This window comes from Myxococcus sp. CA051A, assembly GCF_013336705.1.
Lineage (GTDB): Bacteria > Myxococcota > Myxococcia > Myxococcales > Myxococcaceae > Myxococcus > Myxococcus llanfairpwllgwyngyllgogerychwyrndrobwllllantysiliogogogochensis.
Genome location: NZ_JABUMS010000001.1, coordinates 70,764 through 88,188, shown reverse-complemented (window position 1 = coordinate 88,188; position 17,425 = coordinate 70,764). Strand labels below are relative to the sequence as shown.

General features: G+C 63.8%; 11 protein-coding genes. 2 read left to right on the top strand and 9 right to left on the bottom strand.

Annotation, left to right across the window (positions count from 1 at the left end; translation table 11 throughout):
* Positions 1 to 26: 26 nt before the first annotated feature.
* The 6 genes from HUA74_RS00320 to dnaE all read right to left on the bottom strand — a co-directional run bounded on the left by HUA74_RS00320 (position 27) and on the right by dnaE (position 12,632).
* Positions 27 to 4,295 carry a hypothetical protein gene (locus tag HUA74_RS00320; protein ID WP_174452975.1) on the bottom strand — a complete coding sequence of 1,423 codons (4,269 nt, stop codon included), beginning with the start codon at positions 4,293 to 4,295 and terminating at the stop codon, positions 27 to 29.
* Between the two features lie 917 nt (positions 4,296 to 5,212).
* Positions 5,213 to 5,335: a hypothetical protein gene (locus HUA74_RS46320; protein ID WP_256434669.1), complete on the bottom strand. Its 123-nt coding sequence runs from the start codon at positions 5,333 to 5,335 to the stop codon at positions 5,213 to 5,215.
* Between the two features lie 158 nt (positions 5,336 to 5,493).
* Positions 5,494 to 6,261 (bottom strand): IS21-like element helper ATPase IstB, encoded by a 768-nt coding sequence (gene istB / locus HUA74_RS00310; RefSeq protein WP_163871124.1) that lies wholly within the window; start codon positions 6,259 to 6,261, stop codon positions 5,494 to 5,496.
* The gene (gene istA, locus HUA74_RS00305; protein ID WP_174452974.1) at positions 6,248 to 7,837 is read right to left on the bottom strand and encodes an IS21 family transposase; all 1,590 of its coding nucleotides are present in this window, start codon (positions 7,835 to 7,837) and stop codon (positions 6,248 to 6,250) included. Before istA ends, istB begins: the two co-directional genes overlap by 14 nt.
* A gap of 340 nt (positions 7,838 to 8,177) precedes the next feature.
* Positions 8,178 to 9,005, bottom strand: coding sequence for a crotonase/enoyl-CoA hydratase family protein (locus tag HUA74_RS00300; protein WP_174452973.1), 828 nt, complete (start codon positions 9,003 to 9,005; stop codon positions 8,178 to 8,180).
* A 75-nt stretch (positions 9,006 to 9,080) separates the two neighbouring features.
* Positions 9,081 to 12,632, bottom strand: coding sequence for a DNA polymerase III subunit alpha (dnaE, locus tag HUA74_RS00295; protein WP_141640669.1), 3,552 nt, complete (start codon positions 12,630 to 12,632; stop codon positions 9,081 to 9,083).
* Positions 12,633 to 12,972: 340 nt separating this feature from the next.
* Here dnaE and HUA74_RS00290 point away from each other — a divergent pair, with 340 nt between their 5' ends.
* Both HUA74_RS00290 and HUA74_RS00285 read left to right on the top strand, forming a co-directional pair.
* Positions 12,973 to 13,422, top strand: a complete 450-nt coding sequence (locus HUA74_RS00290) for a Spy/CpxP family protein refolding chaperone (RefSeq protein WP_141640670.1) — start codon at positions 12,973 to 12,975, stop codon at positions 13,420 to 13,422.
* 96 nt (positions 13,423 to 13,518) lie between these two features.
* Positions 13,519 to 14,319: a hypothetical protein gene (locus HUA74_RS00285; RefSeq protein ID WP_174452972.1), complete on the top strand. Its 801-nt coding sequence runs from the start codon at positions 13,519 to 13,521 to the stop codon at positions 14,317 to 14,319.
* 26 nt (positions 14,320 to 14,345) lie between these two features.
* Here HUA74_RS00285 and HUA74_RS00280 read toward each other — a convergent pair whose 3' ends face one another.
* Genes HUA74_RS00280 through HUA74_RS00270 form a run of 3 tightly spaced genes read right to left on the bottom strand, consistent with a single transcriptional unit; the run spans position 14,346 to position 17,423 of the window.
* Positions 14,346 to 14,969 (bottom strand): carboxypeptidase regulatory-like domain-containing protein, encoded by a 624-nt coding sequence (locus HUA74_RS00280; RefSeq protein ID WP_174452971.1) that lies wholly within the window; start codon positions 14,967 to 14,969, stop codon positions 14,346 to 14,348.
* Positions 14,969 to 16,657, bottom strand: a complete 1,689-nt coding sequence (locus HUA74_RS00275) for a caspase family protein (RefSeq protein ID WP_174452970.1) — start codon at positions 16,655 to 16,657, stop codon at positions 14,969 to 14,971. The genes HUA74_RS00280 and HUA74_RS00275 overlap by 1 nt, the downstream gene beginning before the upstream one ends.
* Positions 16,644 to 17,423, bottom strand: a complete 780-nt coding sequence (locus HUA74_RS00270) for a hypothetical protein (protein WP_174452969.1) — start codon at positions 17,421 to 17,423, stop codon at positions 16,644 to 16,646. The genes HUA74_RS00275 and HUA74_RS00270 overlap by 14 nt, the downstream gene beginning before the upstream one ends.
* Positions 17,424 to 17,425 lie beyond the last annotated feature (2 nt).

The window sequence follows — 17,425 nt, the reverse complement described above, 5'->3', positions numbered from 1 at the left end:
CAGCTCAAAACCCCAACAACACACCACTACTTTCGAGAGGGGAAAGTCGGAGGCGGCGACTTATAACCACCCTTGACCGCAACTGACCTCCCACTCCAAGCCCCAGCCTCCTTACCAATCGCAACCCGAACGCCATCAACCTGAGCATCATACAACGACAACACCGGCACAGCGACGTCGGCAACGAGCAACAACCCGCCTCCTCTGAGCCGGGCCACCTCTCGCTCATGACCACTGCGAGGTGTCCACACGAACGAGCCGCCAATCTCTCCGTGATTCACTGACACCAAATTACAGAAATTCTCATAAGCCCTCACCCAACTCAAGGACTCAAACAGCTCAACATCCTTATTATACGCACACATGAAAATATGCAAAACCTGAGACCTCAACGACCACCAAGGGCTTGGGTCCATTAAGTCCGAGCAGATCGCAACCGTAAAGTCCCCCCACCGCTCATTAACAAATCGATACCATCGCTGTCCTGCCAACATACGCCACTTCACCTTAGGTCCTCTTGGCGGTGCCCGTCCCGTCAGTGCATCCGCCAAACCATACTCCGCATGCGTCGGCATCGGCTTCCTAATCGCAAACCGGCGTACCAGCGGAGGCCCCCGCTCGCCCACTGCAGCAACAGGAAAAACAAGACTCGCCTCGTTAACAAACCAACGAACTGAACCTCCACGCGCAGAACGCGGAGATACAACCGAAACTGCTCTAAACATTTCACCGCACAGGACGGCACGGCGTTCACGAGCTACAAGCGCCTCAAGCGAATACATTTCTCCCACAGGCAGGACTGCCTCGGGGAGAACGATTAATGACGGTCCACTTACCCCCTGGGTCTGGCTCTCAGGCTCACTACCCTCCAGCGCCTTCCGCGACTCAGAAACTCGAAATGCGGCTGCAACCTCACGCATAATAGACTGCACATCGCGCCTACAGATTTTTCGTGGGAAGCGACGAAAAAAATCTCCCCAATGCGGCACTGCCGCAATTTGCCCAATTCGAACACCAAGATCAGGCCGGAGTCGCTTTGGGCGAAGGCGTAGATCTTTCGGAACTGGGTCCGACTTATTGAGCAAGAATCTTGAGATTCTTCGAGGCACTTCTTGGGAATCTCGGTCATTCAAGACAACGTCAGCGCGTTCCCATCGAAAGTCGTCAGCAGTAACCTCAACTTTCAACAACCTCTCAATCTGTCCCTTGACATTGCGCGCAAACCGCCGCGCATTGACTGCAAAAACTGCAGGAGCAAGCATTCCTTGACGGACGATTTTATCAAGCGAATCCCAGAACCGCTCAGGCAAGTGTATGCGGTCTCGAATTCTCCATGCATCGCGCAACGCACTCGGCTGAGCTCCATATCGGCTTATTGAATCAAGAATACGTTCGTGGCCATCACACATAACCATAAAAAACAGGGCACTACACCAAAGCTCATACCCAGATCGCCCCATCTGAAGTCCCAGACTCTGGGGCATAAAGAATGCTGGATGCGGTAGAACTTCCCACGAATCGATGTCGCGAGCTATCCCCACCCAACCACTGTGCTTATCGGGTGTCTTTATTCTCTCCTCAACTTCAGCACCCAGCAATTGCCGGCGGCGACCCCATGAGACAAATCTATAAATATGTCTTGAGATCGTCCAGACAGGAGGAACTGCCCCAACAGGCTGCGCTTGGTTCCAATCGGCCAAGAGCGACTTTAGCGCCTCCAACAGGAATTTCAGTGCAATTCTAATAGGCAACCCAAGTTCTGGAGAATTCTCAGGATCCACTTGAGCCTGACTCAAGTCCCGGGACTCCCAGAAGTTGCCCCACAAGACTCGGTAAATGGAAGGCGACCGCCCTCCGCTAAGAACCCGAGCAGGCCCCACCGCGACACGGAACAACCTGAGATATCGAGCATATTGATCGTATGCAGCAGAATAGCCACCCAAGCCATGCCCCTCAGCTGACCACTGCCGCAACTGAGCGCGAGCCATTTCAGACCATTGCTGCAGACGAGCTACAGACACCTGACCAATACCACCGAGACGCTCAACGAGTTCATGTTCTGCGTACTCTCCAGCAAACTGCGAAGCTGTCTTTTCAATCCACTTCACCAGCGCCTGCCCTCCCCCTCCGTTAACACCAGCCAGCGAAATCAGCGGCAGCAGAATGCGCCAATCAAACGAGCCTGCGGGCAATAGGCGACCTGCAGCAGCCAATCCATCTCGGACGCGCTCTCTTCCCTCAAAAAATATCGAATCTCCAGGTAGGCTCAAATGCGCAGGAAACAGTTCCGACTGGGCTCTTGGCCTGCTGCGAACTCTGCGCACAGCATTCAGAAGCGTGCTTCTCGGCGTTCCAGCCAATACAGCTAGAACAAGGGCGTCCGCCTCCCACCAATCTAGCGGCGACCCTCCTTCAATTGAGAACCATTCATCGAGCAAGCCCAACCAAGCCAATGCCTTTGGCAGTTCACCTTCCGGCATCGCCCTGAACAGCCAGGACCGAGACGTCCAGTTCGGCCCCGCTCCATCGACAGCCTGGTCATGCCAAGAGCAGGCATTCCCTAGGGCTGTTAGAGCCTCACCAACATAACGCCAGAAGCATGCCCGCAGGTACGAGCAGTATTGACGCGCGACCTCTTCGCTCCGAACCACAAGGTCTTGCTCCGAAACAGTTTTACCCAAAACCTTACGCCAACACACCTCTACAGTGTACGAGTCGGAGGGCTGGGCAAGGAATAGCGGCGCACGCCTCGCATCACCGCGGGGCGCAATAGTCTTAAACATCTCCTTAAGCCAAGCTCGGGCGACAAGCCGATCGCTCTCGGCCGCCTCATCATCACTTCTACCGATTGGGCGTCGCACCGCCGCCCGGACGACACTCCGCCACAACTTGTACTTCGCCGGGGCATTGAGCACCGCATGGCGTATCGAGGTACGAATCTCGCGCAACTCCTCCCTATCTCCCGTGATGTCATTCTCACTTAACCAAGAGCGTGCAAGACTCCCTGCAGCAAATGCAAGTCGCGTATCAGCCTTGACCTGTCGATCATCGAACTCAAAACGACATAATCCATGAAGATCTACAAGGCGACGCTCAGCTCCATCACCAAAACGATTCAGCAGCCCATCATCGGCCATCGCGCTGAGTCGCTCAACCAAGTACGTGACAAATGGACCAAGCCTATTTCGACGAACTGCATCACGACTAAGTCCTTCGAGCGCCTCGCCAACTGGCGCCAAGCAGACACCGCCTCTCTTCTGCTTTCGTTTGCTCCGGACCCAGGCGCTGAACGTTATCTCGGGCAAACTCGCTGCCCCATCGAGAACCGGAGCAATCACGGACTTACAGCCTTGGCATTCCTCCTTCGTCGACCATGCCTCTTTCAGATACTCTTTAACGAGCGAGGCCATCGATTTCGGCTCTGTTTTCTCCCAATTGACTCGAAGATTGCTTGGAACATCAGCGGTTTTTCTTGTCGCGAGGATAGATGGAGCACCAGCAAGTCCAGCCCAAGCCTCATCAACCGCAGAGGCCAACACCCCCAACCTCGGCGCCATCACAACAATATCATCAACAAATCTAAATACCGCAAACGGGCGCCCCTGCTCTCGGCTATTCAGTGCCGACTGCGCCATATGCCGATCAAACCCATGAAGATAAATGTTCAGCAGCAAGCCTGACACAGCAAGTCCCGTAGGAATTCCCGGATGTCCGCGCCCGTCGACTGTAGGTAACTCCTGGTCGGCGTGTGGCGGACGCCATAAGTCGGCTAGACGTCGATCTGAAATGTTACCGGCTGCCAATGGAACATACGTAACCTCCGACAAACAACGAATCAAAAGGGACTGCAGGTCTTCGCGCACTTCGGGAGTGACCAAAGCATCACCCACGTCAGAAGGAAACTCAGCCAGAGCGTCTCCCCATGACATCCAGCCGAATTTCGACCTCCAATCACTCCGACTGGTATTTTCAATTTCTGCCTGCAAGTCAGGAGACAATAATGCTCGCAATTGCCCATCGAGATAGTCAATCTTTGCAGAAGGGAATGCCAACTGGAGATCCAGCCGAGCCCAGTATCCGACCTTGGCTTGAGGTTCGTCACTACCGCTCCACCACTCCTTATTTGCAAAGGGCGGAACGTGATTCCACGGGTAGTCCTCTGGGCGCAAAGCCGCATCAATGGCCCGTCCCTTATTTATGCTGGATTTCGTAAGAGCAGCTGCGCTCCAGTGTATGCTACGTCGAAAAAGCCCATGTGCCCGCTTATATGGCTGGTAAATTCTTGAGTCAGACAAGGAGAATGGAAGAATATCCCAGACTTTTCTTTTCCTGTTACTCGGAACACTTTCTCCGTTTGGCCCCGTATCAAAGCGCGCAGTATCTCTCGCTGGGCGCCAAGTGCGAACCGCCCGTCGAAAGGTACGGTTTCCGAAAGAGAAATTTGGCATTCCTCCTTCAACAAGAGGGGCGAGCAAACTTCCCAAGATTGTAAATGCAACCTGATCTCGTACGGACGGCATGCAGAAATGCCGCAGTTGCATCCCCTTTTTCGGATGGGGGACCAAGGGGAAAGGGCTTGGCAAATACTCGCCACTCCCTAACTCACGTCCGAGGCGCGCCAAGTGCCCTTCTGGGTTCAGTCGCCATGCAGAGAACTCAGGCTCAGGGGGCCATGTTTGGCCATACCAGTCTAAAACCCGTTGCCATGCCAGCTGGAGTACCTGTGGATGCCGCAATAGCTCAGCCAGTTTACTTGGCACGCCCCCTCCGGGCACAAACAGGCTTCGCACGCTAGTAGCTAGGGAGGCTGCCTCTCAAGGAAATCCCCGTGGGTCACCAATGCCCCTGCCATTTCCCACCCGACTCGTACCATTGACGACCGTTCGAATCCCGATCAAAAAGTTGAGACTTCTGCCGCAACCTGGACAAATGTCCAGACGAAGCGCGCAGTACAGGGTGCACACTTGAATTTCATGAATGACTAATTTCCCATCTCACGAGGACATAATCATAAGCCAATGCATCGCAATTCGTGTCAACCCGGGATGCACCTCTGCGGCAATTTGACTAACTCATTGAGCCCTAGGCTGGCGGCATCAATGGCAAATCAGTTGGATGACCCTACGAGGCATTCCATCACGGGAATGCCAGAGACGGAGATCTCCATCTTGAGGAAGATGGAGCGCATGGTCTCTCTGCGGGGAGCCTGCAACTACAGAGGAACTTCATCCTGCCTCGGGTCGAACACGCTGTGCGGCACGCCCGCGTCGGACAGCAGCCCCGAGAGGGCGCGACCGAAGCGCCCATAACCCAGCAACCCAACCGTCTCCGTCATGCCGTGGGACTCCCGAGACTCGACTTGTCAAGGACCGGGGGCATGGACCGCGTGAGGGTCGGCCAAGCGGATCGCCCTGGTGAGTTCGTCAGAGAGCCGTTGTTCGAGTTCACGGCGGTGACGAGTTTGGGGTCGGCCAAGCGGATCCACGCTGTTGTCTAACGGGCCTCCGCGGCGGTGGGCTTGCGGCGTCGGGCAGGGGGTGGATTGCGATAGCTGTCGCCTTCGATGACCAGGACGTGCGCGTGGTGGAGCAGTCGGTCCATGGCGGCACTGGCCATCAGCGGGTCGCCGAAGAGCGGAGGCCACTCTTCAATCGCCCGGTTGGAGGTGATGACGGTGCTCTTGCGCTCGTACCTCTGGCGGACGACCTCGTAGAGGTCCACCGGCTCATCCTGCGTCAGCCCGCGAAGGCCGAGGTCATCGATGATGAGCAAGTCTGGAGAGGTGAAGCGCAACAGGCGCTTCTCGTAGCTACCGTCGCCCCGTGCGGCCCTCAGTTGCATGAGCAACTCGTGGGTGCCGACGTAGAGGGTGCTGTAGCCAGCACGGCAAGCACGGTGACCGAGAGCTTGGGCCAGGTGAGACTTGCCGACGCCGGTGGGACCGACGACGAGCACGTTGTCGTGGCGCTCCAGGAAGCCGCACGTGCCCAGCTCCAGCACCTTGGCTTTGGGCACGCTGGGGTTGAAGTGGAAGTCGAAGTCCTCGAGCGTCCTGGCGTGCTCGAAGGAGGCGCGACGCACGCGCTGGGAAAGCTGCTTGGAATCGCGACGCTCCACCTCGTCGCTCAGCAGCCGGTAGAGGAATTCGGAGTGGGAGAGGTTGTCGTCCACGGCCTGCTGGGTGCGCAGTTGAAGAGACTGGAGGACACCGGACAGGCGCAGCTTCTTGAGCATGGGAATCAGCTCGTCAGTGGGGCTCAATTTCGGGCTCCTGGGGCACGGCGGGGTGGTGCAGCAGCTCGGCCACGCTGCGTGCGAAGCGCGGCTGAGTGAGAGAGGCCGTCGCCGGGGTGGCGAGCGCCAGCGGCAGGGGTTGCAAGTCCAGCCCCTGGCGCAGCAGATTCTTGAGGCCCCCGTAGCTGTACGTGCCGTAGTAGTGCGCGCGCCGTGCGGCGGCGCGTGCGCGCTCGGGAGGGAAGGTCTCCAGGTGAGTCACCATGGCCTGCACGGCGCGCAGCTGCGACAGCACCTCGTCGGAGTCGAAGACGGCGCGCACGTAGGTGAGCACCTCGTCTCCCAGCCGGGCGGCGCGGCCTTCCCAGTAGCCGCGGCTGCGGTGACGCAAGTCTGCACGGTGCTGGGGCAGGTGCTCCTCGTGGGTGGTGTAGAGGCCGGTGCCGCGCCGGGTATGGGTGGCGACGCGCACGTCGTCCGCATACACCTCGAGACTGGCGTCGGTGACGCGCAGCCAGACGTCGCTGCCGACAAGGCGCCAGGGCACCGAGTAGAAGCGCCTGTCGAAGAGGACGTGGCTGTCCTGATGCACGCGCGTGGCCTTCCAGACGACAGGCGTGAAGCGTCGGGTGGGCAGGGGCCGGAGTGCGGGCAGCTCCTCCTCGCGGAAGACGTCCACCGGACGCCGGCCCGTCTTCCCATGCCACCGGACGTTGGCGACTTCCGCCAGCCACTTCTTCAAGTCAGCACGGACGACGTCGACGTCCTGGCCGTCTCGGCCCTTGAAGAAGTTGGACTGGACGTACTTGACGCCCGCTTCCACCTTGCCCTTCTTCTGCGGCGCGTACGGCGGTGTCGGGTCCACCTTGAAGCCGTAGTGCCGGGCTACCTCCCGGTAGCTGCGATTGAGGGCGGACGGCTCGTCCGGAGTGAAGGCCGCGCGCAACACGGCGGCCTTCAGATTGTCCGGTACCACCGTCTCCACCACGCCGCCCAACTGCTCGAAGGCGTCCACGTGCAGCCGCAGCCATGTCGGCAGCGACTGCTCGAAGACGACGTCGGCCACCAGGTAGCGGCTGTGCGCCAGCACCAGGACGAATACCCACGCCTTGCGCGCCACCTTCTGCCTGGGGCACAGCAGCTTGCCGACGTAGCCGAAGTCCACCTGCGCCACCTCCCCTGGCGACGTCACGACGGGGATGGCCACGTCCTCGGCCCGGACGCCTCGCACCTTGCGCAGCTGTCGCACCATGCGCTTCACCGCCGAGGCGCTCGCCGCGAAGCCCTCCACCTCCAGCCGGAGCCTGTCGTGGATGGCACGAGGCCCCAGCCCCTGGCCCAGCAGTGCCTCCACTCGCTCCCGCCAAGGCACCAGCGAGGACGTCTGCTGCGGTGACACCTTGGAGGGCAGGTGCTCCTGCACCAGCGCCTTGAGCGCTTCCAGCTCAGGCACCTCGTCCACGGGGCCTTCCAGTGCGCCAGCCGCCATGAGCGCCGCGCGATATGCCCTCTCCGTATTCGGCCCCATGCCCAACAGCCGGGCCACTTCGCGCGCACCCGTCCCCATGCGGTGCAACCGCACCAACTCTCTCAACCTGTCCATGTCGACTCTCCGGTAGCTCATCCGCGCGCGTCCCTGGGCGCACCGCGGGGGCGGTGCTCGTGGACTCGCGAGGATGCACGGGATGACTGGCCGGGTAGGCGCTCACCCCACCCGCCGGCCGCGTTTCTTCCAACTGTCTCTGGGGTGGGCAAACCGCCGTCCCGACTGCTCCGACTTGCGGTCCGCTTGGCCGACCCCGGGGCGATCCGCTTGGCCGACCCCGCTACGAACAGCTTGAGTGACCCGCCTGCGATCCATTACCCCGGTCCGTCACACGACTTCACGGGAATCCTCGCACTGTGAGCGCAGCGGTTGAAAGCCCCTCGTGAGAGGGACGGGCTCACCGGCCCACGAATTTCGCGGGGCGACGCTCGGCGAACGCGGAGAAGGCTTCTGCGAGGTCGTGTGATTGGAGGAACGCGGAGTTCCACACGGCGACGTAGCGCAGGCCGTCCGACGTGGACTTGTCCGCGCAGTATTCCATCACCTGCTTGGCGCCCTGGACGACGAGAGGCGGGTTCTCGGCGATACGTCGCGCGGTGGCGCGGGCCTGGGTGAGCAGTTCCTCGGCCGACGGGTAGACCTCGTTGACGAGTCCCATGCGGAGGGCGCGCTCGGCATCCACGTCGCCACCGGTGTAGGCCAGCTCGCGAGTGTGTCCCTCGCCGATGATGCGAGGCAGGCGATTGAGAGCGCCCAGGTCCGCGACGATACCGACCTTCACTTCGCGCAGGGAGAACTTCGCGTCGCGGGCGCAGTAGCGGAAGTCACACGCGGCGATGAGGTCCATGCCACCGCCGATGCACCAGCCATGCACGGCGGCGATGAACGGCTTGCGACAGCGGGCAACGCCCTCAGTGGACTGCTGCATGTCGCCAATCAGCTTCAGGAGCTTCGTGCGTTCCAGGGCGAGGTTGTTGTCACCGGTGAGCAGGGGCCCCAGGGACTCCATCATCCCCATCAGGTCCAGGCCGTAGGTGAAGTGGTCGCCGTTGCCCCGGACGAGCACCACGCGCACGGATTCATCCTCGTCGAGCGCGCGAATGGCCTCCGGCATCTCCCGCCAGAAGTCCGGGCCCATGGCGTTGCCGCGACCGGGGCCCAGGAGAATCACTTCGGCGACTCCATCCGCCTTCTCAATGCGCAGCGACTTGTAGGTGGTGTCCATGACGGCCTCCCGCGTGAGTGGGCGAACCGTACCTCACCCACGCGGAAGCGGCGTGGTGCCAGAGCACCACTGCCGTCACCCGAACTCCACCACCCGCATCCCGAACAACCGGTCCACGGCCAGCAGCAGGTCGTCATGCACCTGCACCTTGAGCGACGTGTTCCCGATGAGCGCCTCCGCCTCACCGTGGAACAACACACTCACGGCCACCGGCGTGGCACCGGCGAACTTCTTCGCCAGCTCGTGCAGCTTCGCCACGCGGTCCTCCGTCAGCAGGTCCGCCGGCACTCGCAGCTCCAGCCGCTTGGTGCGCTTCTCACGCACCTCCTTCAAGCTCTGGATGTCGTCGACAATCAACTCCGGCGTGGGCGAGTCCTCGTCCCGCTGGCTGATCTGCACCGTCCCCGTCACCAGAATCGGGTCGTCCGACTTGAGCAGGTGCTCCCAGTTCTCGAACCCCGGCTTGGGCCCCTGCTTCGCCCACTTGCCATCCCTGCCCATGACGTTGCGCGTGCCGTCCTTGCCCGGGAAGCACACCAGCTCAATCGACCCGGACAGGTCTTCAATCGTCACCCACGCCATGCGCTTGCCCGTCTTCGTGGGCCGCTCGCGCAGCACCGTGACGACGCCCGCCACCGTGAGCTTGTCGTCCTTGCGCGCGCGCTGCACCGACGTAATCGGCTTCGCGTAGCGCTTGAGCTCCTTGTCGTACTGATGCAGCGGATGCCCAGACACGTAGAAGCCGATGGCCTCCTTCTCCAGCGCCAGCCGCTCCTTCTCCGACCACTCCTCCACCACGACGTAGTCGTCCTTCATCGCGGCGCCGCCCGAAGCGGGCCCCGCCAGCATGCCGAACAACGAGCTCTGCCCCGCCGCCTTGTCCTTCTGGCTGGATGAGCCGCGGTTCATCGCCCGCTCAATCGTGTCGAACACCTGCCGACGCGGACGCTTCTCGAAGTCGAACGAGCCCGCCTTCACCAGCGCTTCCAACACCTTCTTGTTGACGCGCCGGCTGTCCACGCGCTCGCAGAAGTCGAAGAGGCTCTTGAAGGAGCCGTCCTTGCGCGCATCCAGGATGGACTCGATGGCGCCCTCGCCCACGCCCTTGATGGCGCCCAACCCGAAACGAATCTTCCCCTCCACCGCGCCGAACTGGAGGTCGGACTGATTCACGTCCGGAGGCAACACCTGGAGGCCCGACTCGCGCGCCTCACCAATGTGCTTCACCACCTTGTCCGTGTTGTCCTTCTCGCTGGAGAGAAGGGCCGCCATGAACTCACAGGGGTAATGCGCCTTCAGCCACGCGGTGTGAATCGTGACGAGGCCGTACGCCGCCGAGTGGCTCTTGTTGAAGCCGTACTCAGCGAACTTCTCCATCAGGTCGAAGATTTCGCCAGCGACCTTCAGGTCGACGCTGTTCTTCGCGCAGCCCTCGAGGAAGCCGGCCCGCTCGGCCTGCATGACCTCGGCCTTCTTCTTGCCCATGGCGCGGCGAAGCAGGTCCGCGCGGCCCAGGGTGTACCCACCCAGGACCTGCGAAATCTGCATCACCTGCTCCTGGTACACGATGACGCCGTACGTGTCCTTGAGCACCGGCTCCAGCGCGGGATGCGGATACGACACCTTCTCCCGGCCGTGCTTGCGGTTGATGAAGACGTCCACCATGCCGGAGTCCAACGGACCCGGGCGATAGAGCGCGCCCGCGGCGATGACGTCTTCGAAGCAGGACGGCTTGAGCTTCACCACCATTTCCGTGAAGCCACTCGACTCCATCTGGAAGACGCCGGCCGTGTCGCCCTTGGCCATCAACTCCCAGACCTTGTCGTCATTCAGCGGAATCTCATGCCGCGGAATGTCCTTCTCGTGGTTGCGCTTCACCAAATCCAGCGCGTGCTGGATGACGGTGAGGGTCTTCAGGCCGAGGAAGTCGAACTTCACCAGGCCCGCCGCCTCCACCTCGTCCTTGGCGAACTGGGTGATGAGCGTCTTCTCACCCGGCGGCTGGTAGACGGGCACGAACTCCCACAGCGGCTTGTCGGCGATGACCACGCCGGCCGCGTGCATGCCCGGCTGGCGGTGCAGGCCCTCCAGCGCGAGCGCAATCTCCAGCACGTCCTTCGTGGTGACGGGCCGCCCCTCCACTTCACCGATGTTGGAGGGCTTCTCCATCATCTCCTTGAGGCGAGGCTCCATCTCGATGGCCTCCTTCAAGGTGATGTTGAGGACTTCCGGCACCAGCTTCGCGATGCGGTCACCTTCGCTGAAGGGCAGCGCGAACACGCGGCACACGTCGCGCAGCACGCTCTTCGCCTTCAGTGAGCCGAAGGTGATGATCTGCCCCACGTTCATCTCGCCGTACTTGCGGCCGACGTACTGGATGACCTCGTCCCGCCGGTCCTGGCAGAAGTCGATATCGAAGTCGGGCATCGACACGCGCTCCGGATTCAGGAAGCGCTCGAACAGGAGGTTGTACGGAATCGGGTCCACGTCGGTGATGCGCAGCGCGTACGCGACGAGGCTGCCGGCGCCGGAGCCACGGCCCGGGCCCACGGGGATGCCCATCTTCTTCGCCCAGTTGATGAAGTCCTGGACGATGAGGAAGTAGCCGCTGAACCCCATCTTCTGGATGACGCCCAACTCCAGCGTCAGGCGCGCCTGGTACTCCTCCCGGTCGATGGGATAGCTGACGGTGGCCGCCAGTTCGATGAAGCGCTCGCGCAGGCCCTCGTAGGCCAGCTCCGACATGAAGCTGTCCGGCGTGTGGCTGTCCGGCACCTTGAACGTGGGCAGCATGGGCTTGCCCAGCTTCAGCTCCAGGTTGCACTGCTCGGCGATGCGCTGCGTGTTGTGGACGGCCTCCGGAATCTCCTTGAAGAACTCCAGCATCTCCGTGGGGCTGGTGACGTAGAGCTTGTCCGTGGCGTGCTTCATCCGCTTGCTGTCCGCCAGCGTCTTGCCGCTGGCGATGCACATCAGCAGCTCGTGCGCGCGCGCGTCCTCGCGCTTGATGTAGTGCGCGTCCGCGGTGGCGCACAGCGGGATGTCCATGTCCCGCGACAACTGCATCAGGTTCACGTTCGCCTTGTCCTGCTCAGGCATCCCGTTGGACTGCACTTCGAGGAAGAAGTGCCCGGGCTCGAAGATGTCCTTGTACTCCTGGGCCGCGCGGCGGGCGTGGTCCATGTCCCCACGGAAGCACGCGCTCGTCACCTCACCACCCAGGCACGCCGTCAGCGCGAAGAGCCCCTTGCTGTGGTCCGCGAGCACCTTCTTGTCGATGCGTGGGTGGTAGTAGAAACCCTGCATGTACGCGGTCGAGGACAGGTAGCGCAGGTTCGCGTAGCCCTCCGCGTTCTTCGCCACCAGGATGAGGTGGTGGTTGACCTTCTCCGAGCGGTCCTCGCGACCCTTGGCGCCCGCGACGTACGCCTCCATGCCGAGGATGGGCTTGATGCCCGCGTCCTTCGCCTTCTTGTAGAAGTCGATGGCTCCGAACATGTTGCCGTGGTCCGTCACGGCGACACTCGACATCCCCTTCTCCTTCACCGTCTTGATGAGGTCCTTCATCCGGATGGCCCCATCGAGCAGTGAGTAGAGCGTGTGCAGGTGGAGGTGGGTAAAGGACATGGCCCGAACACTACGTTCGGCCCCGGCCTCCCGCTACTCTCTCGAACGCGTCAGGGTGGCCCGTCCCACAGGCCGAGAAATCGGCCTCGAAAGTCGTTCTGTCGGGAGCGGAAAGGCGGGGCGCGGCCCGAAATCGGGGCCTCCAGGGCCGGTGGGGCCGGGCTCTCCCTCCAGCCGTCCAGGCGGGCGCACCCGGGGCGAAACTCCAGGGCCGGGGGGCTTCACACTTCTTCACGCCCGGTACAAGCGCCCGAAAAAGCGGCCCGGCACATTGGGCAACATCGCCAACACGGCGAAGCCACCCGGGCCCGCGTCGGGCCCCGCATTCGGAGAGAGTCCCATGATGAAGAAGCTCGCCATCGCCGGTTCCGCCGTCGTCGCCGTCGTCCTGCTCAGCGGTTTCGCCTTCCGCGGAGGCCACCACGGCTGGGGCCACAACCCCGAGCGCATCAAGCAGATGGTGTCGTGGAAGCTGAACGACAAGCTGGACGACATCGACGCGACGGACGCCCAGCGCAAGTCCATCAACGCCGTGAAGGACCGCCTCCTCGACGAGGGCGCTAAGCTCGCGAAGGAGCAGCACGCGGTGCGCTCGGAGGTCGTCACCCAGCTCGAGTCCACCACGCCCGACGCGCAGAAGCTCCACGCGCTGGTGGACGAGCGCATCGATGCCATGCGCGCGTTTGCCCACCAGGCGACGGATGCCGCGCTGGAGGTCCACGGCACGCTGACGCCGGAGCAGCGCAAGGAGCTGGCCACGGAGTTCCGTGAGCGCACCGGCATGGAGTGAGAAGCCCCCTCGGTGCCCGTCCCCCACTCAACGCCCACCCATGACCATGGGTGGGAATGGGTAGGCGACGGGGAGCGTCACGCATAGGTTGAAGGTGTGAGATACACCGACTACGCGCAACGCATCCGTTCGTTCGAGAACCTTGGAGAAGTGGCCGAGTACGGCCAGGTCCTGGAGGGCGGACAGCCCTACCCGCTCTTCCGCATCACCGTGCCGGGAGAGCGTTGGCTGGTCATCACCTCGGGGTTCCACGGGGAAGAGCCCGCGGGTCCGCTCACCCTGGCCGAGCGCTTCCCCGAAGTGGTGGCCTATGCCCGGCAACGCGGCGTGGGCCTGCGCGTGTATCCATGTATCAACCCCTCCGGCTTCGAGGACGGCACCCGCTACAACCGCTCCGGAGAGAAGCCCAACAACGACTTCCTTCGCTATGAAGTGGCGCCCGGTGAGTGGCGGGGTGAGCTGAACGAGGGGCAGGACCACCTGCGCTGGGCCCTCTACGACGGCGGGCCCAAGGAGACGCGACTGGTGCGCTCGGACCTGGCGCGCTTCCGGGCGCCGAACGCCGCGCTGGATATCCACCAGGACAACTACCTGGGCGGCGCCGCGACGTACGCGTACACCTTCGGGGACAAGGACTTCTACCGCCCCTTCGTCGAGGCCTCGTCCAAACACGCGACGGTGGTGCGCAACCAGAAGGTCGATGAGCAGAACATCACCGACGACGACGGGCTCATCGTCTATCACGACGGCAGCGTCACGGACTGGTACGCGCGCCAGGGCGTGCCCTACACGGCGACGCTGGAGACCACCACGCCCATGAGCATGGAGGCGTGCCACGCGGTGAACCTCATCTGGATTCGAGGCTTCATCGACCTGGCCGCGCGCACGGGACGCTGACCGGGGACGGGACGCGCCGCGGACACTCAGCCGCCGTCGTCGTCACCGCCCCCATCGTCGTCTCCGCCGAGGTCGTCCTCACGCAGGACGAACTCGCGCTCCAGTTCCTCGCCCTGGCGGACGCAGACCTCTTCCTCCACTTCCTCGAGACCGTCCGCCTTGACCTCCAGCGTGTAGCACCCCTCGGGAAGAGGACCGACGCGCACCTCTCCGCTCGACGCGTCCATCTCCAGTTCGTCCAGCGCGGTCCCCTCCACCTCCACCTCGCCACGCGGTGGCACGTTGCCAGCGCTGTCCCGCAGGCGAACGGTGATGAAGGCGCCCAGGGGCGCGTCGATGTCACCCAGTTCGGTGATGCGCGCGCCTTGCGCCACCACCTTCGTGCGGGCCGCGCGGGTGCGCGAGGCCACCAGGAACAACTCCACGGAGGTGGCCGGCACGCCGCCGAGCTCGAAGCGTCCGTCCGACGACACACGCGCCCTCAACTCGGGCTGGCCCAGCACGCTCACCACCGCCACGTCGGCCTCGGCGCCGAGGATTCGCCCGCGCACGGTGCCCGCCTCCAGCGGCCCGTTGTTGAAGCCACCACACGCCCCCATCAGGGCCAGGCCCGCCCACGCCAGGGGCATCACGCGTCTCGGAGCACGCATCAGAAGCGATATCCTCCGCCCAGAAACAGGCCACCAAAACCCACCGCGCGAGTGCGCCCGTCCACGGGGACGTAGGCCCAGAGAAGCTGGCCCTTCGCCTCCAATACAAACCTCGTCCCCAGACGCCATGACACTCCCGCCATCCAGCCAGGCCACACCGTGAGGTAGCGCTCGTCCTGGCTCAACAGGTCCAACTGGAAGGAGCGCTCCAACCACAAGGCGGCCACTCGAGGCCCCGTGGACAACCCCAGCCGACCCCATTGCCACGAGGGTCCCACCGTCACGCCCAGCATCAACACCCGATGGCGTACGGGCACCGTTCCGCCTACGTCGAGCAGCAGCGCCCGACGCCCCTGCCCCGCGGCCAGGTCCACGCCCACGTCGAGCCGTTGCTCCAGCAGCACGCCCCCCAGCCGCAGCCCCACGCCCGCCAGCGCCGTGGGCGGAAGCACCTCGCGGCGGCTGCGCGCGTCGAGGAAGCCCAGGGCGCCGACCTCCAGGGCCACCGTGCGCTGGGGGCCGGGCGACACCTCGCGCAGCAGCGAGTCCAGCGCCCGGCGCTCCCCCGCTCGCAGCGCCACGGTGTCTTCCCACAGCAACTGGCCACCCTTGTGGAGGCCCAGCTTCCGGCTTCCCTCCGGCAAGGCCACGCCGCCTGGAAGCTCGCCCGCGTCCACGCCATCCACCTTGAGCGTGAAGCCTTCCAGGCGAGGACTGTAGGAGAAGACCTCCGGCTGCCCGGGCTGGGTCAACGCGCCCGCGAGCAGCACCGGGTCCGCGCCCACTTCCGTCATCCGCGCGCTCGGGCGCTGCCGGCCCTCCGTATAGGTCCACGTGTGGCGGCGCGCCCAATCATGCGCCTCGGTGGCACTCACCGCACCATCCCGGTTGCGGTCCCCTCGGCCGTCGAGCGACTGGACGAAGAAGTGCGTGTAGATGTCATTGGCGAGCGCATCGTCCTCACGCGCCGTTTCGCCCCAGTCGCTCGCGGACAGGACGAGCGAGGCGCGGCTGTCCTCCTCCAGCGGGCGCGGTGGGAACGCGGACTTGGTGCGCTCCAATTCCTCGAGCACCGCCGGGGGAAGGAGCGACTTGCCCGTGCCGCTGTGACACGTGGCCAGCACCAGCACCCGTCGCCTGGAGCCCAGCTGCTCCAACTCCCGCTCCAGCGCCGCCATCTCCAGCCCCGTGCCCTGCACGTCCCGGAAGCGCGTGTCGCGCATCACCAGGTAGCGCTGGAGGTCACCCCGTGCATCCCGCGCGAGCGTGCCATGGCCGGAGACGTAGATGACCACCACGTCCTTCGGGTTCCAGGGCCGTGCGGCCAGCGTCCGCAGCGCCTGCAGCACCGCCGCGCGCGTCGTCTGCTCCGGCCGCGTCAGGACCGTCACCGAGTGGAAGCCGCCGCGTCGCGGGTCCGCCAGCACACGCCCCAGGTCCTCCGCGTCCTTGCCCGGGTAGCGCAGCCCGTGCCAGGAGGCGTCCTCATACTGATTGATGCCGATGAGCAGCGCATGCCGCTCGCCCTCGTGCGCCGACGCCAGCTCCGCCGAATCCAGGCGCACGCGCACCGCCCGCCCCTTCTCGCCCACGCTCGCCGCACCGCACGCGCAGAGCGACGCGAAGGCAAGCCACAGGACGACGCGGAAGCAGGGACGACTCACGAAGGCACGCTCAGGGGGCAACATACCCCGGCTCCACCCGCAGCCGGAGCCTCGCCTGGGCGGCTTCCTCGGGCACCAGGCGTTGAGTGAGGGCCGCGTCCCTCGCGGCCGCCGAGCGCGGTCCCCGTGGCCACGCGGCCAGCACCAGCACCCGTGGACCGTGCTCCCCGGCCAGGGACACACCCGCCAGTTCGCCTGCCTCCTTCAGGTCGTGCGTCCCCGCCTCCAACGTGTAGCCGCCCAGCATCTGCGCGGGGCCCTCCGGGGACTCCAGCACGAGCATCGCGTCGGAGACCTCGCTGGCGCGATAGCGCACCAGGACCACGGCCTCGGGAGGAAGCAAGGCGTCCTCCGTCACGGCGTGCAACGTCCCGTCCGGCAGGCGCGCCACGGCGGTCAGCTCCAGGGACATCGGCGCGACACCCTTCAGTCGCCACGAGCGGTCCTCGTGCTCCTTCGACGCCAACGGGGGGAGCACGGCGATGGCGACCACGGCCGCGGCGGCCACCGCCAGGGCTCCCGCGAGCCACGCGCGTCGTGGCGTCCCGAGGCGACGGCGCAGGCGAGCCCACCCCACCGCGTCCTCGCGCGGGGTGGACATCGAGCCCAGCGCCTCATCCGCCAACGACTCCACGCCGAACGCGTCGTCCTCGTCGCTCCGTTCGAGGAACGCCTCGCACACCTCACAGGGCTGGGACAGATGCGTGGAGAAGTACGCCACCTCTTCGGGCGACTTGTCGCGCAGGGCCTTCCAGCTCCGCGCGTCCAGGTGTCTGCTCGCGTCGCTCATGG